The sequence below is a fragment of the Candidatus Kurthia intestinigallinarum genome (assembly GCF_003991225.1).
Lineage (GTDB): Bacteria > Bacillota > Bacilli > Bacillales_A > Planococcaceae > Kurthia > Kurthia populi.
Genome location: NZ_JTFC01000029.1, coordinates 111,745 through 125,989 on the forward strand (window position 1 = coordinate 111,745; position 14,245 = coordinate 125,989).

At 36.8% G+C, this 14,245-nt stretch carries 21 protein-coding genes; 8 read left to right on the forward strand and 13 right to left on the reverse strand.

All coding sequences use genetic code 11. The features are described 5' to 3' along the window. Window positions 1-101 precede the first annotated feature (101 nt). Together QI30_RS08405 and QI30_RS08410 are read left to right on the forward strand one after the other, a co-directional pair. Window positions 102-620 (forward strand): RNA polymerase sigma factor, encoded by a 519-nt coding sequence (locus QI30_RS08405; protein ID WP_126990489.1) that lies wholly within the window; start codon window positions 102-104, stop codon window positions 618-620. Continuing rightward, window positions 593-1,492 carry a sigma factor regulator N-terminal domain-containing protein gene (locus tag QI30_RS08410; RefSeq protein ID WP_126990490.1) on the forward strand — a complete coding sequence of 300 codons (900 nt, stop codon included), beginning with the start codon at window positions 593-595 and terminating at the stop codon, window positions 1,490-1,492. Before QI30_RS08405 ends, QI30_RS08410 begins: the two co-directional genes overlap by 28 nt. A gap of 145 nt (window positions 1,493-1,637) precedes the next feature. On the opposite strand, the gene QI30_RS21075 is transcribed toward QI30_RS08410, so the two are convergent. Both QI30_RS21075 and QI30_RS21080 read right to left on the reverse strand, forming a co-directional pair. Next, a complete protein-coding gene (locus tag QI30_RS21075; protein WP_199754661.1) occupies window positions 1,638-1,769 on the reverse strand; it encodes an SDR family oxidoreductase in 132 nt (43 codons plus the stop codon). Beyond that, window positions 1,747-2,187 carry an SDR family NAD(P)-dependent oxidoreductase gene (locus QI30_RS21080; RefSeq protein WP_199754663.1) on the reverse strand — a complete coding sequence of 147 codons (441 nt, stop codon included), beginning with the start codon at window positions 2,185-2,187 and terminating at the stop codon, window positions 1,747-1,749. Before QI30_RS21080 ends, QI30_RS21075 begins: the two co-directional genes overlap by 23 nt. 147 nt (window positions 2,188-2,334) lie before the next feature. Between QI30_RS21080 and QI30_RS08420 the strand changes: the two genes are divergently transcribed. Together QI30_RS08420 and QI30_RS08425 are read left to right on the forward strand one after the other, a co-directional pair. Beyond that, window positions 2,335-3,123, forward strand: coding sequence for an alpha/beta fold hydrolase (locus QI30_RS08420; RefSeq protein WP_126990491.1), 789 nt, complete (start codon window positions 2,335-2,337; stop codon window positions 3,121-3,123). Continuing rightward, window positions 3,095-3,316, forward strand: a complete 222-nt coding sequence (locus QI30_RS08425) for a hypothetical protein (protein ID WP_158621007.1) — start codon at window positions 3,095-3,097, stop codon at window positions 3,314-3,316. Before QI30_RS08420 ends, QI30_RS08425 begins: the two co-directional genes overlap by 29 nt. 33 nt (window positions 3,317-3,349) lie before the next feature. On the opposite strand, the gene QI30_RS08430 is transcribed toward QI30_RS08425, so the two are convergent. Further along, window positions 3,350-3,595, reverse strand: a complete 246-nt coding sequence (locus QI30_RS08430; protein ID WP_126990493.1) for a hypothetical protein — start codon at window positions 3,593-3,595, stop codon at window positions 3,350-3,352. 108 nt (window positions 3,596-3,703) lie between these two features. Beyond that, window positions 3,704-3,907: a hypothetical protein gene (locus tag QI30_RS08435; RefSeq protein ID WP_126990494.1), complete on the reverse strand. Its 204-nt coding sequence runs from the start codon at window positions 3,905-3,907 to the stop codon at window positions 3,704-3,706. 442 nt (window positions 3,908-4,349) lie between these two features. Here QI30_RS08435 and QI30_RS08440 point away from each other — a divergent pair, with 442 nt between their 5' ends. Continuing rightward, the gene (locus QI30_RS08440) at window positions 4,350-4,799 is read left to right on the forward strand and encodes a hypothetical protein (protein ID WP_126990495.1); all 450 of its coding nucleotides are present in this window, start codon (window positions 4,350-4,352) and stop codon (window positions 4,797-4,799) included. 89 nt (window positions 4,800-4,888) lie between these two features. On the opposite strand, the gene QI30_RS08445 is transcribed toward QI30_RS08440, so the two are convergent. From QI30_RS08445 to QI30_RS08460, 5 genes are all read right to left on the reverse strand, one after another. Next, window positions 4,889-5,365, reverse strand: a complete 477-nt coding sequence (locus tag QI30_RS08445; protein ID WP_126990496.1) for a hypothetical protein — start codon at window positions 5,363-5,365, stop codon at window positions 4,889-4,891. A 154-nt stretch (window positions 5,366-5,519) separates the two neighbouring features. Further along, window positions 5,520-6,071: a DUF2247 family protein gene (locus QI30_RS08450; RefSeq protein WP_158621008.1), complete on the reverse strand. Its 552-nt coding sequence runs from the start codon at window positions 6,069-6,071 to the stop codon at window positions 5,520-5,522. A gap of 82 nt (window positions 6,072-6,153) precedes the next feature. Next, window positions 6,154-6,717, reverse strand: coding sequence for a hypothetical protein (locus QI30_RS08455; RefSeq protein ID WP_126990498.1), 564 nt, complete (start codon window positions 6,715-6,717; stop codon window positions 6,154-6,156). Between the two features lie 389 nt (window positions 6,718-7,106). Beyond that, window positions 7,107-7,238 (reverse strand): hypothetical protein, encoded by a 132-nt coding sequence (locus QI30_RS21085; RefSeq protein ID WP_255411566.1) that lies wholly within the window; start codon window positions 7,236-7,238, stop codon window positions 7,107-7,109. 88 nt (window positions 7,239-7,326) lie between these two features. Then, on the reverse strand, window positions 7,327-9,498 hold the full coding sequence (locus QI30_RS08460; RefSeq protein ID WP_126990499.1) for an NADAR family protein: 2,172 nt from the start codon (window positions 9,496-9,498) through the stop codon (window positions 7,327-7,329). A 124-nt stretch (window positions 9,499-9,622) separates the two neighbouring features. Between QI30_RS08460 and QI30_RS08465 the strand changes: the two genes are divergently transcribed. Further along, complete coding sequence (locus QI30_RS08465; protein ID WP_126990500.1) at window positions 9,623-10,570, forward strand: helix-turn-helix transcriptional regulator; 948 nt, start codon at window positions 9,623-9,625, stop codon at window positions 10,568-10,570. A 140-nt stretch (window positions 10,571-10,710) separates the two neighbouring features. On the opposite strand, the gene bla is transcribed toward QI30_RS08465, so the two are convergent. The 4 genes from bla to QI30_RS08485 form a co-directional block, all read right to left on the reverse strand. Further along, window positions 10,711-11,526 (reverse strand): class A beta-lactamase, encoded by an 816-nt coding sequence (gene bla, locus QI30_RS08470; RefSeq protein WP_233600559.1) that lies wholly within the window; start codon window positions 11,524-11,526, stop codon window positions 10,711-10,713. 581 nt (window positions 11,527-12,107) lie between these two features. Further along, window positions 12,108-12,476 (reverse strand): hypothetical protein, encoded by a 369-nt coding sequence (locus tag QI30_RS08475; RefSeq protein ID WP_126990502.1) that lies wholly within the window; start codon window positions 12,474-12,476, stop codon window positions 12,108-12,110. Further along, window positions 12,473-13,162 (reverse strand): hypothetical protein, encoded by a 690-nt coding sequence (locus QI30_RS08480; protein WP_126990503.1) that lies wholly within the window; start codon window positions 13,160-13,162, stop codon window positions 12,473-12,475. The genes QI30_RS08475 and QI30_RS08480 overlap by 4 nt, the downstream gene beginning before the upstream one ends. After that, window positions 13,155-13,661 carry a sigma-70 family RNA polymerase sigma factor gene (locus QI30_RS08485; RefSeq protein WP_126990504.1) on the reverse strand — a complete coding sequence of 169 codons (507 nt, stop codon included), beginning with the start codon at window positions 13,659-13,661 and terminating at the stop codon, window positions 13,155-13,157. Before QI30_RS08485 ends, QI30_RS08480 begins: the two co-directional genes overlap by 8 nt. A gap of 136 nt (window positions 13,662-13,797) precedes the next feature. Between QI30_RS08485 and QI30_RS20430 the strand changes: the two genes are divergently transcribed. Both QI30_RS20430 and QI30_RS08490 read left to right on the forward strand, forming a co-directional pair. After that, entirely contained in the window at window positions 13,798-13,962 is a 165-nt protein-coding gene (locus tag QI30_RS20430) for a hypothetical protein (RefSeq protein ID WP_158621009.1), read from the forward strand. Between the two features lie 105 nt (window positions 13,963-14,067). Next, window positions 14,068-14,245 (forward strand): helix-turn-helix domain-containing protein (locus tag QI30_RS08490; RefSeq protein WP_158621010.1); only part of this gene is annotated, 178 nt, incomplete at its 3' end.

Genomic DNA, 14,245 nt, shown 5'->3' on the forward strand with positions numbered 1-14,245 from the left:
CTGGAGGAAGCGGCTTTTTAATGTGCGTGACTAAAAATAAATGATTTCTATGCGTCCACTTTTTCACGGTTTCAACCGTTGTATACATGAGGGGGAGAGAAATGAATCAAAAAGACGCGTTCGCCTCTTATTTAATTCAACTTGGAGAGGAAGTGATTATACTTTTACGCTCAAAAGGCGCTTCAAAGGACGATGCCGAGGATATTATTCAAAATACATTTTTTAAAACGTATTCCTTATTACCAGATTTAGATGAAAAAACGATTCGTCCTTGGTTTTACCGCGTAGCATTAAATGAACTCATTGATTTAAAACGAAAAAAATTTAAAACGAACATACCACTGTCAGAAGAGCTTCAATCAAAATTAGCAAATGGCGATGATGACTTCGAAAAGCTTTTTAATCAGGACGAAATAATGTATTTATTACAAAATGTCAAAAAGGAATATCGAGAACTATTTGTCTTGAAATATTATTATGAATTATCCTACAAGGAAATTGGTCAATTATTGCAGCTACGGACAGAAACGGTGAAGAAAAAATTATACAGAGCACGAAAATCAATTCAAAAAGAGGTTGGAGGAATCAAAGCATGGGTTCATCGATTCAAAAAGCATTAAAAAAAGCGAAAATAAAGCACTGGCTTAGTATTGTTGTTATTTCTATGGCTAGTTGCCTTATACTCATTTTTATTTCTGATAGTTTATCGACTAGGCATACAACTCAATTGCATGACCGTTTATTTTTAGAACATCGTATATCTCAGCCAAATGTGACTATTGATTCGCAAGTGACGGCGAATAACACAGCTTTTGGTGGTAACATTATTACGAATCGCTCGAAAAACGTAGATGGTTATTTAATTCCGTGGAGTACGCTTACAAGTTCCTATTCCTGGATGGGTTCCTCTGTAGATTTTAATGAGTTAACACCAGGTTCCCATTCAAGCGGAAAGACTGATTACGAATACGATAAACAAACGAAACAAAAGGTAGCTACGTTTTATAATCCAGCAATCAAAGACTATTATGGCGGGGTTCAAAATCAGCTTGAAGCAGTTGGAGAATTGAAAAATCATGTAGCAGAAGTGGCGATTTCATTTAAAAAACCTTTGACGATGAAACAAGTAAAGGATCGCATTCCTGAAAATTTAAATATTGCATGGCTTTATATGCATTCGGAAATTGCTGACGAATCGAAAGGTCCAGCGGGGTTACCAGTATATGGCTATGCAGATACGGAGCTATCAAAGGATTCTTTCGAGACATTTATTGATGATTTAAAAACATATGACAGCAATAATTCAATGGAAGCCATTCAACGTTACATTAACGAAAATGAGCATAAACCATTTAATGAGGTGACCGTATTAGGTGTAATGGTTACGGGACAAACAAAAAACTTTCATGAATTAATAGGGAAAGACTTTATTCGAGGAGCATCTGTAGGCGTAACCGCTCCCGTCGTTCCTTATATTAAGCCGACGAAATAATTAAACGAGGCTAGGACATATGTGTAAAGACAACCTCTCATATGAACATAAGAAAAAACGGAATCACGCTGTGGCGCGGTTCCGTTTTTTTATTGCGAACGCTAAAAAGGAACATGACGTGTTTTGTTCCAGCCTCATGTTTAACTTATCTTCCAAAGGTATGACCGCCATTAATAAATACCGTTTGGCCGGTCATAAAGCGGGCATCCTCACTTGCTAAAAATACAATAGTCGGTGCTAAATCGGTTTCTAGATCACCTAGACGACCGAGTGGCACTGGCTCCATCGTTTTTCGGTAGACTTTCCATCCATCTTTTGGCGGCTGGTGTCAGTGCACCTGGAGATACGACATTTACCGTAATACCGTACTCGCCAAATTCACGCGCCGCAACACGTGTCAATGAACGAATGGATTCCTTAGCAGAGCCATATGCACCGAATGTGGGCATTCCTTCAATTCCAGTATCTGAGCAGAGATTTATAATACGACCATAATTTGAATCAATTATATGAGGAACACATGCCTGCATAAAGAATAAGCTCGCAACAGGGCCTGTTTTCCAAGGAACTTCCATATCCTCTAACGTAATATCAAGAAGCTTTACAGATGGCTTGGCTGCCTGTGCGCCTGTTTCGCCATTAAACTCTGCAATGGTCACCTTTGCGCCTTCTTTTGTGAGTGCAGTGGCAAACACCAATCCTAATCCTTACCCAGCACCTGTCACAATCGCTACCTTATCTGCTAATTTATCCACTATAAAACCTCCTATTAATTCACATTTATTCCATATAAGTATACACGAAATGATAGAATATACTAAGGGATAGGGGGATAAGCTAGTATGTATACATTTTACGGAAATACGTCTTCACAAGATATTATTGTTGCCATACCAGCGCTAGGGGAGCGCAAGGAGATGTTTAAGCCATTAGCTAATCAAATGAACAGCTATAAATGGCTCGTATTTGATTCACCTGGGAGCCATCAGCAAAATTTAGAGGATTATTCTATTGCTACTTTTTGCGCGTATATTCAGGAGACACTTGAAGCCCTGCAAATTTCAAAAGCACATTTTATTGGGAACTCTTTAGGTGCATGGGTGATTCAGGCATTCACTAAACGCTATCCGCAGTATGTTCGCTCATTAGCGCTATTAGACGGCGGGCATTATTTTTTAGGAGAACGCGGGGAAGTGCATGAGGATACGGTCATTTCTTCACCCATCGAGGATTTTAAAGCCATCGAAGCGGCCATTCATGAACTTACCTATTCAATGCCTCAGCTTGAGCAGGATTGCTATGATCAATTTGAAGCTTATTTTCTACATAATTATCCGAAGCAAGGGGATAGCTATAAGCATCACTGTAGTGAAATTGCCTATAATGCGCTATCGAAAGAGCTTATAACGGTTAATCATTGCTTAACCGAGCGATCAATTCCCGTATCTTTACTAATTGCAGAAGCATCTGCTGATGAACTGTCGTTACAAAAGATGCGGGCGTTTAGTGAGCGATTTGACAATGCACACTGTCATATTGTTAAAAATGGACAGCATTATTTACCACTAACCAATACAGGCGCTGTAGCGGAGATTTTAACTCTTGAATTATTACGAAATGGATGTGATTAATGTGAAAAAATTTGAAAAACTATTTTTTATTATCGGTTTTTGCTTCATGCTTCTATACGGCGTATATATTGGCGGTTATTCATCTGCATTTGTCTTTAAATATGCGCTAGTCATTGGCATGGTTTTCTTTACATTAGAATTGATTATAATTTTATTCACTTACTGGCTAGATTATAAAAAATCAATTAAATAATACAACCCCGCTTTTTCGTAAGCGGGGTTTTTGTTAGAAATTCTCTTCACAGAAGGCAAGGAAGGTGTCTGCCTCTCCACCAGGGTTTGCCTCCTTCGTTAGCTCGATCATAAACCAACTATATTCTAAATCATGAACTATAATAGGAAGCTCTTTTTTAAATGTATTCGAAATAACTTGCTGCTCATGTAATTCCTTTGCAACCTCCGAAACCACCTGCGCAAGCTCATAATAGCCATTTGGCCCTTTACCAATATATTCGCCCTCATCATCGTACATCGTATCTTCATCTTCAAAGCCGATATTTTCAATGCCATTGTCTTCGTACCACTGAAGTAGCGTTGCCGTTGATGCTTCGTCACCAATAACTTCAATTTCATCCTGTCTTCAGAAAGCGTAATTCCAGCGCTCTTCACTAAGTACCGACGTATCATCACAATCGGCTTCAGTATTATAGCTAATTGAAAAAGTGGGAATTGAATCATTGCTCATATTTTCATGAACGAAAAAAGATACCGCGTAAATCCCTTCTTCATCCCACTTACGAATAATCGGTTCTACCTTGTTAAATATGCATTCTTTTAAATCCATTGTTTTTACCCCCTAATATACTTCACCTAGATACTTATAGCATGCCATATATATTCTTTTTTACACATGATTTCATTGTTATCTTATTCTAAATTCAAAACTTTAGTAAACCTTATATTTTTTAATATAGTTAACTTAGTTAACTTGGGATAACCTTTAAATTAAATTAAAATGAAAGAGCTGATTTTAACACATTTATGCTTATGCCGATAAGAACTAGTTACGCGAACTAGCAAAATAACCCATTTAAAACTAGCTGGTTGTTAAAAATCCACGCAAAAGAGGAAGAAAGCCGAAAACGCTGGAATAGCTAATGTTTGCAGCTTGGATTCTTTTAGTTTATTTAAATTTTACAGAAAGGCTTAAGCGTGATATTTACCATACTAATAAAATGTATTATTTGGTATAATTTAGTAAATATTATGAAGTCGGTGGATAAAATATGCGTAAAATTAAATCTTTATTTATCCTAGCAGCCCTATCTCTTGCTGCTTGTAGCAATAACTCGATAAATATCGATACCCATTCTGAGATAGTCGAGTTAAGCGAGAAAGAATTAAATTCGATTGCTGGAGAGAAAGATCAAAATATTACGCCAGAGAATTTCAAAAAATTAATCCTGTATTCAAAAATAAGTAATTATGACAATTTGAAAAATGCACACGTAGAAACGGATGTTCATCTAAAGAAAATTTTAGGTGATGTATATTGGGCAGGATCATCATCAGAAGCCGCCGCAAATGATAGTGATTATATTTATGAGGAAAAAGTGATTATAAATTTGAAAAATACATCGGAACAAGAAATTAAGAAAGCATTGAAAAATGCATACATTACCGTTGTTTGGGACGAAGGTCAGCACACCGATAGATTCGACAATAATTTTCAATAACTTTACGGCTCCCTTAATAAAAAAAGACTGGAATCATAATGATTTCCAGTCTTTTATTTAACTTTTTAAACAAAAATAGTAATCTGTAACTACTCTGTTACATCATCCATACCAAGGTATTCCATTTCAAATGATACAAGTTTACCTTTTGAATAATAGCTTAACTCCTTATATGCAGGGAATGCTGAAATTTCATTTAAAGACCCAGTGAATTTTTTGTTTTTATAATACATTAAGCCTTTTTTGATTTTTAAATCTTTATGTACCCCAAGTTTTTTACTCGATAAATTCGACAGTTTTAGTTCCATTGTTTTAAATACACCCTTTTGCACTTCAAAAGCATCTACCCAAAAAAGTGATTCGGTTGTATAAGAATTACCTGTTTTCTTTTTATTACTCGCCATCAATTTTTTTACTTTCGCAGAATCTTTTGTAATGGTTACACCAGCTTTATACTTAGCTGCCGCACTCACTTGTGTTACTTGTTCTGCAGGCAATGCAGGAGATAATACAGTACCAGCTACTAATGTTGCTCCTAAAATAGTTCCTAAAATAACTTTTTTCAATATAATCATCCTCTCTTTGTGTTACTATATGATTATACATTTAAAATTTAAATAGGTAAATATATTTATCTAACTCACAATAAATATATTAATGTGAGCGCATAAAATGAAATCTCATTCACTTCTCTTTTTATAATACATAATTGGAGGCCCTTCAAATCCTCTTCAATTCCTTCTCCTCTTTCAAATACGCTGCCCACACTTCTAAAAAGGCTGCATCAACATCCATTGTACTTACTGCATGTTCAAATTCATAGGTTGCGTCAGAAAATCCACCTTTGAAATTCCAAATCAGACGATACAATGTCGCGTTACTCACTGAAATCGACTCGCAGTTTTGCTGGTACAGCCATAGCATAATGATATAAAGAAATTTCCGCTTACACTTCTGTAGAAATTCGGCATCTTCTAAGCATTGCTTCACAATGACACCCTGCTTTATCAGGTTTTGTAGCGCTTTTTCAATTTCATCTTCTTCATCTTTCAAAAGAAAAGAAGCTTCTAACACACTTTCAGGAACATCCTGCTGTGTAGATGCTTCCATTTCTGCCTTTTCAACCACATGCTGTAATGTTAAAAAGCCCGTTTCCACGCCAAAATATAACTCATTCCAATTCAGCGTCGTTTCATTGATGAAAAATGAAAAAGGTACAATTGCCGCTTCTGTATGATTAGAAGGAATCTCTAAAATTAGCTCCTTGTCCACATGTATCTCCTGCTTTCATTCATTACTTTGCATCAAGATAATCTCGAGTTGCTGAGTAAAATCCCATTTGCAGCAGCCAACACTAATCATAATCATACTGTGTAAATTGGATAAAAGAGGGCAGTATCTTTTTGAAATGATTACTATTCTCAAATTGTTGCTCGTTTGACAAAAGAAACATTTCATTTGCATCATTTCCTATGAAAAGAACAGTTGAATTTTCTTTTATTTCAATATCTAGATAAATAGACTCTTCCTTAACAAATCCAACTAAATCTAATTTTTTATGGAACTGTAGGTTTGAATTGTTTGTTGAAAAAAACACTTGGTTACCTAAACAAATTTGTTCAATAAACTCATCCATTAATTTTTCGAAATCTCTCCGCTCTTGAATCCTCACTTTAAAATAGATTTTATTTTTAGTGCTCATTTTTTTAGAGAATACAGTGTTGGTCTTTGTAAGTAGATTTGAAAATTCTTTTTCATCGGATCTATTTAACTCCATATACATGTAAACTGGGGTATTTATTAAACTGAATAATAATTGAATAAAATGCTCGTTTTTCATACTTGGTATTTGTAACATTGAAAGAATAATCATCGATAAATTTTCATCTTTATTCAAAGAAATCGGAAAATCATCCATAATATAACTCTTTCTTTTAAAATAACCAATCTCTATATTTATTTTAATCACCCTTTCTAAGTACCATCATATTTTTGATTTTTCAATTCATTCCCATGTACAAATGATAAGCTCCTTTATTTCCAACCTAAGGTAAAATAATTCATTTTGACCTATTTGTTCAATTGACATTTGTTCAGCGTTAGAAGTAGGCAGATTAAATTCGACAGTTTTTATACTTTTTATTAGAAAGAACGTCCAACTATTATATTCATTTTCATACATCGGGTTCCATATATGCTCATTATAAACAATTGAAGGAATGCATAGTAGCTTAAAAAAGGTATTTTCTGCGATAACATTAGATGCCAATAGCGGCTTATAAACTAGCAGCGTTGGTATTTGAATGATTAAATGACAGTTTTTTGTAATAACTCTTTTATTATTTCCTGACTATTTTCTATGTCAGACACAGTAATCTCATTCGGTCTATTTCCTACTAAAAAGAGCCAATAAAGTTCATTTTCAAAAATATCTTCCAATAAGGCACTCCCTTCCATTTGGATTTTTTTCTAATACTATCATTCATTCAAAAAGGAGATTACCCTTTTTGGCAATCTCCTACATCATTTATTTACTACCAATAATTCTTTCTTCTCCGTCACTTACATTAAAAATATCAATATGTGAAAAGGGGACATGTTGTCGAATATCAGCCATTCCATTTGCGCCACCGACTGAACGCAGGGCTAAATTTTCACGTTCAATCAGTAAGCTTCCTTTATCTGCAAGAAGATTTCGTTTACCAATAGACGTATCTCGCAATACCTGATGACTATATGGCGCGACACTGATGCGCCATTTTTCTCCTTCCATGCTTAATGCACCCTGCAAACCAAAGGACTTCTCCTGCTGTGGTGTTAATGGAATATGTGGTCTACTAGCTAAATGTTTAAATTCATTATACGCCTTCCCCAAATTGCAAATGCTTCCTGTATCTACTGTAAATGTTGAAAGGAAAAAGTAACTCGGGGCATAGCCAGCTGTTAATAGTGTCTCTGCATACAGTTGGATTAATGGAATGATTTCAGCCTGTACATAATTGGCTGCATACTGGTTAGATGACGCAAGCTCCTCCGCTGCATGCATTAATAAATGCACTGTATTCGCTACATCCGTCCAGGTAGCCGCTTCAAATGTACCTCGTCTATCTAAAATTCCCTTTTGGCGTTTATAGCTGAGTAATGTATTTAAAAAATAGCGCTCCGAATCAATATAGCCAGCGGATGGTCGTTTTGCTGTTGGTGGATAAAATTGTTTGGCAAACATACCATTATTCTGCATCATTGGGTCTACCCCGTAGTAAACACCATCTTCATTTTCAAACAAGTATACTTGCACAAAGCGGCTCATCGCATGCGCCTCTGTCAGCAGCATTTCTACAGTCATCGACAGCTCATCTGTCGCAACATCTCGTAGCTTATCCGACTGAATCATTAAATAAGATTGCCCTTTCCCATCTACATGCATTTGATTTGCCTCATCAACGTGTATATAACTTTTTGTAAAAGGTGCTGCCCGCTCAGTCGACATCAGTGCATACGGCCCGACTGCCATCACATGATGGTCATTTGCATCAAATAATTCACGGAATACTAATCGATCTTCTAGTAATGGCTTGAAGCGGAACTCCACGCATCCTGTACGTTGACCAGGCTTTAAATGGTCAATTAACGGTTTATACGTCGCTAATACATTGGCTACATCCTCCTTGAATGAATCACGAGTGGCCTTATTTTTCCAGCCATACGTATACGGTGTAATCGATAATCTTACGCCTGCGACATGATTCAAATGATGCTCATTGATCTGGTCATGCATGTTCTGAAGCTGTGTATTATGACGACTGTAGCCGACTGTAGAAAGGCGAACTTTCACCCCTAAATCCTCTGCGGCATACTGAATATACTGCTTTAAAAATGGATACGTGCTAATGTCATTATCTAAGTAAGGGAAAATAACACCTGGTCGATGTGAAAGACGTCCATAGCCAAGTAGTCCATGCTTTGGAATTTCAAAATATGGATGGAAACGTTGATTAAGTGTTAGTGGCCCTGTTGGATCTAGATAATAGTCTCCTTCCTGTGTACGGAACTGCTGTGCCTTTTCCATTGCGACGGTTTTAAGTGCTGAAAAAATATTTTGTAAGCCATTTAGATTAAGCGACCAAATACGTGTTCCTGCACTTTGACTGCAAAAGCTACAGCGATTAAAGCATCCTACCTCAGGCTGAAGATGACGGAGCTTACTAAATGCATCCGCTGGTAGGCCACGAAGCTCTTCTATTACCTTATGACGTTCAATATAATCTACTGCCGCTACATTCGAAGGCTCTTTTTCACTTTCTAAAATCAAAATATTCTGAAATTCATTTCGAATCATTGTCCAATAAAAACCTAGTTTATTCCATATTGGGTCTGCTGCATCTTGAATGGCTCGTCCGTTTGTATCGAGTAGTAACGCTAAAATTTCTGGGTACGTATAAAGTTTCGCTATTAATGCTGCCCTTGTTACCGTATTTTCATTTGTCAGCTCAAGATTTTCACTTGCTTTTTCCGCTTCTTCTGGTGTTACCATTAAACGGATTTCCTCAAATCTAGCAGTTCCAGCAAATTTTTGCGCCTCAATATAATGCGTTACCGTTGGCCATTCATAACCACCTAATGTAAACGGATGATTTGAGTTGTTACTAAGCGCGTTATATTCATCAGATAAATGATTATTAAGAATTATATTTTTCACATTAAACACCTCTTTTGTATTGTTTAACTTTACAAATTCATAATATAATAGACACATGGACATGTTATGACCATCTAAAATATTTTTCAATTATTTTAGCTAAACATATAAAGGAGTATTTTAAATGGATACAAACCAAATAACGCGCGTCTTATCAATTTATTCACGATTTTATGCAGGTGAAGGACTTAATAAAAGGGCCATTGCGGCTGAATTTCAAGTAAGTGAAAAAACGATTCAGCGCGATTTCAACCAAATTCGAGATTTTTTAGAGCAACAAGGCATACAAGCACCTATACTATATAATGCCTCTGAAAAAAAGTATTTTTGGCATGAACGAAATAGTTTATTAAAGCCCGATGTTATTTATTCAACAACGAAAATTTTATTAGAATCACGCGCCTTTTTAAAAAATGAAATGCAGCAAATTATCGAGCATTTAATTGGTCAGATAAACTTAGACCAACGAAAAATATTACAAAATGTGCTATCTAGTGATATGTCAGGCTATAGAAATTTGCAGACAAATATTTCTGTAACAAACTTGCTTTGGCAGCTTGCGAAAGAGATTGAAGAAAAAAATTGCATTCGTATCGTTTATACCAAAGAATTTAACCCATCTAAAAAACCAACTGTGCTTTTTCCAGTTGGCATTATTTTCTCGGAATATTATTTTTATTTAATAGCCTATCAAACATCGTTTAAACCTGACTATCCAACGATTTACCGCATAGACCGTATTCAATCATTAGAAAGTCAGCCTCATTTTAAACCATCTTATGATATTGCCTATTTTAGTGAAAGTGCTTTTCGTGATCGTATTCAATTTATGTATACAGGGGCGCTTATGACAATCCGTTTTCGCTTCACTGGTCCATCTGTACAAGCTGTATTGGACCGTATTCCAACAGCACGCCAATTACATAATAATGAATTCGAGGCAGAGGTGTATGGTAAGGGAATCAAAATGTGGCTGCTTAGTCAGGGGCCGCATATCGAAGTGCTTAGTCCTGCAAGCTTTCGTGCTGAAATGAAGGAAGAAATTCAGCACATGCTTTCGAAATATGACTAAATAAAAAAGTTGTAACATACATATAAAATAACCGCTCCTATGAGTATAAGAAAAACCGGAATCGTGCTTTGGCGCGGTTCCGGTTTTTCATTATGAACGCTAAAAAAGGAACATGATGTGTTTTGTCCCAGTCTCGTTTTTTAGTGTAAAGATTTTATGATAACTCGCGTTGCCTCTTCAATCAATTGATTATCGTATGTAGCATTTTGCTCACTTCTACTTGAAAGAATAGCTAAAACAATCGGTGCTCGATTTGGTGGAAAGACAACCGCAATATCATTTCTTGTTCCGTAGCTTCCGGCACCACTCTTATCTACAACCTTCCAGTCTGTTGGAACGCCTGCACGAATTAAAGCATCTCCTGTTTTATTATCCGCCATCCAATCGAGTAGAAGCTGTCGCTTTTCAATTGATAATGTACTGTCGATAGTATATTTCTTCAAATCAATTGCGAGTGCTTTGGCGGTGCTCGTGTCACGTTTATCTCCTGGAATGGCTGTATTCAATTCTGTTTCAAAACGATTAGCGTATGTTGTTTTGTCGCCCATTTTGCGAAGGCTTTGTTCAAATCCCTTTGGACCACCAATTGCATGAAATAACAGATTCCCTGCTGTATTGTCACTGTATCGAACAGCCGCCTCACTAATTTCTCGTAGTGTCATCCCTGTATCTGTATAAAGCTCTGTCACGGGTGAATATGCGACAAGATCATCCTTTGTATACAGAATAACCGTTTCTAATTGCTCTAATGAAGCGTTTTGCAGTAAAACCCCCGCCGCAAGTGCCTTATACGTCGACGTAAATGCGAATCGTTCATTTGCATGGTACGCTATTTTTTTATTTGTTGCGGTATCGATTACATAAATACCTAGACGCACATCATATTTCTTTTCTAGCTCCTTAAAATCCTGCTGAGGCGATGACCATCCAGCTAGCGGAATGATTGCAAGCACCATGATAAGTAAGACAACTTTCAGTGACGATTTTTCCATTGAGTAAATTCCTCCTAATAAACCTAAATTTAGGTTATTAATTCATGATAGAGCAGTGACGATACAAAGGCAACCCAATGGCCAGTACAATCTAAAATCAGACAGCTTATTGTCTTTATTATAAAATTCGTGGTATAATTGGACATATAAAAAAGGCCGATGCGCGAACATCGACCTTTGCAACAGTCTTCACTGGAAGCGCCAACTTTCAGTGTTGATGCTCTCGTTTAGTAAAAGTACATGTGAGAGATCACACACTTAAGCTGTGCCTAGCAGCTAAAATGATTTAGGATTGGACGCTAATCTTCTTGATTAGTGTCTTTTTGTTTGTCCTTTTTATCTCGGTTTACGCCAAAATAAATGCGCGTCACTTTTAGCTTACCATCTACACGTTCGATATGAACGCATAGAAATGGCGTAACTAGCAGCAACACAAGAGCAAGCACCATAAATCGCCTCCCTTCTGAGAGGCTCTGTTGCTCTATTATTATACCATATCAACACAAAAATCCCGCTTCTATTCAAAAGGAGAAGCGGGATTTTTATTAAAATTCATAGCTAGCTACATATTCCTCACCAGACGCATCCTCAACAATTCGTTTTCCTGTTTTCTTTAATGTCATCGAAAATTCGTCATCCCCGGTAATATAATACCTATCATCTTTGATTTCTACCTGAATCCCCTTATATGTCTGCTGCTCATTCTTCACAACACGTACATCCTCAGGCTCCATGCTAGGCTTTATATTATCCTCGCCTTTTTTGACGATTAACGTATTCCCTTTAAATTCAAGCGAATTCAGTGAATTATACCGTCCCGTGAAATATAAGCCATCTAATGAAGTACTCGTTGTTTGCGCACTACAAGCCGTCAGTAATATACATACAACCACACTTACTACCATTTTTTTCATTTCGATACGCCCCCTTTTGGCAATTCAATTACTTTCGTTCGTTTGTCGTTAAAATAAAGCCTTATCTTCGTTGGTGAAATCCATGCTGCCGTACGCAGATTCTTTACTTGTTTATTCGTCTGGTAATGTTGCTCATTCTTTGTATTGTTAATGAATTTCAAGCGTTTGCCGTCTTCATTTTCTATTATCGCCATAACGTTTTTTTTGTCTGGTGACAGCTGTTCCTCCAGCAAGCGCCCCTTTTCAAAGGATGAAAGATAATCCGCGTCTCCTGATGTAACGATAAATGACATACCACAGAAGGTCTCCTTACAATCTGCTGTTACATAGTAGCCTTGCTTAACATAGGCAGAGGGTGTATAGCGAAGCGGAACCTCTTTCCCTTCTGCTAAAAATCGAATTAATAAATCATACAACTCCGTTGAAATCGCTAGTTGTTCACCTGTTTGTGCATGTGTGATAAAAGATTGCTCGATTACTGCCGGAGAATCCGCTGATTTGAAGGGAGGCGTTGCTTGCAGACGCAAGCTAATGATTAAAAGTATGATGACAACAACCGGCACTAGCCAATACATCTTTTTTTGACGCTTTTTGTGCATTTTTTCATGAAGTCTTTTTTTAATACGCTCCTCATGTACGGTAGTATCACCGATTTTTTGATGCAATTGTCGTTCAAGCTCATTCATGGAATAATCCCTCCCATTCTAAAGTGCTCAATTTCTCCTTTAGCTTTTGCTGTGCCTTTTTGTAGCGGTAATGAATTGTGCTAATGGGTAGCTGCAATAGCTCACTCATCTCCGCAAAGGAATGATTTTCATAAAAATAAAGAATAATAATTTCACGATATTTAATCGGTAATTGTAGCACCGCTTCAGCAATTTCAAGGCGTTCCTCTGTTGCAATAAGCTGATTTTTCATTTCATAGCCACCTGTAAAATACGTCGTCACCTGATGCGTACGGTACCGCCAGCTTTTCAAATAGTCCTTTGAGCAATTAATCGTAATACGCGTTAGATACGTTTCAATTGAGGATTCCTGTCTAAAATCATGCTGTTTCTCAAAAAAGCGGAGAAATACATCCTGGACAATATCCTCCGCAGCATGAAAATCCTTCACATACAAATAGCTTAATTGAAAAAGCTTTTTCGTATATTTATCGACAATACGCCGCCATTTTACCTCCACTTTTTTCACCCCTTTCTTATTAGACGATGCTCGTTCATTTTTTTTCAACTTTCCATGAAAAAATAATTTAAATATTGACATCTCACGCTACGAACTAAATAGTTGCATATGCAACTATTTAAAGGAGGGACAACATTTGGCCAACTTAAACGACCTCGTCCATCAATTCTTTCAAGTGTCTCGTGCGATGACAAAGGACTTAAATCATCGTATGGCGCCACTTCAGTTAACACAGTCACAGCTTGGGATTATCGAGTATTTATCATTTCTTCGCAGAATACCCCTCCCTCAAGGAACGTAGTGAGGAGGGAGGGGATGAATGCGAACCCAATGATTCTGCCAGTACTAATTTGTTGAAAAGAACATCTGTTCCCGTTATACTATTCAAAAAAAGGAGGTGTCTGTCATGCCACATCAAGCGTATAAATTCCGTATCTACCCAACTAAAGACCAACAAGCGCTCATCCATCAAACCCATGGGCATTGTCGTTTTGTTTACAACCATTTTCTTGCGTTGTGGAATACTTCTTATAAAGAAGAAGGAAAAGGATTGAATCTTTCCATTATGTCCAAAATGCTCACGA

Bases quoted from the DNA above. Each gene is read 5' to 3' on its own strand.
- QI30_RS08405 (WP_126990489.1), top strand. From the start codon at position 102: ATGAATCAAAAAGACGCGTTCGCCTCTTATTTAATTCAACTTGGAGAG.
- QI30_RS08410 (WP_126990490.1), top strand. From the start codon at position 593: ATGGGTTCATCGATTCAAAAAGCATTAAAAAAAGCGAAAATAAAGCAC.
- QI30_RS08420 (WP_126990491.1), top strand. From the start codon at position 2,335: ATGTATACATTTTACGGAAATACGTCTTCACAAGATATTATTGTTGCC.
- QI30_RS08430 (WP_126990493.1), bottom strand. From the start codon at position 3,595: ATGTACGATGATGAGGGCGAATATATTGGTAAAGGGCCAAATGGCTAT.
- QI30_RS08435 (WP_126990494.1), bottom strand. From the start codon at position 3,907: ATGGATTTAAAAGAATGCATATTTAACAAGGTAGAACCGATTATTCGT.
- QI30_RS08440 (WP_126990495.1), top strand. From the start codon at position 4,350: ATGCGTAAAATTAAATCTTTATTTATCCTAGCAGCCCTATCTCTTGCT.
- QI30_RS08455 (WP_126990498.1), bottom strand. From the start codon at position 6,717: ATGGATGATTTTCCGATTTCTTTGAATAAAGATGAAAATTTATCGATG.
- QI30_RS08465 (WP_126990500.1), top strand. From the start codon at position 9,623: ATGGATACAAACCAAATAACGCGCGTCTTATCAATTTATTCACGATTT.
- bla (WP_233600559.1), bottom strand. From the start codon at position 11,526: ATGGTGCTTGCAATCATTCCGCTAGCTGGATGGTCATCGCCTCAGCAG.
- QI30_RS08475 (WP_126990502.1), bottom strand. From the start codon at position 12,476: ATGAAAAAAATGGTAGTAAGTGTGGTTGTATGTATATTACTGACGGCT.
- QI30_RS08480 (WP_126990503.1), bottom strand. From the start codon at position 13,162: ATGAATGAGCTTGAACGACAATTGCATCAAAAAATCGGTGATACTACC.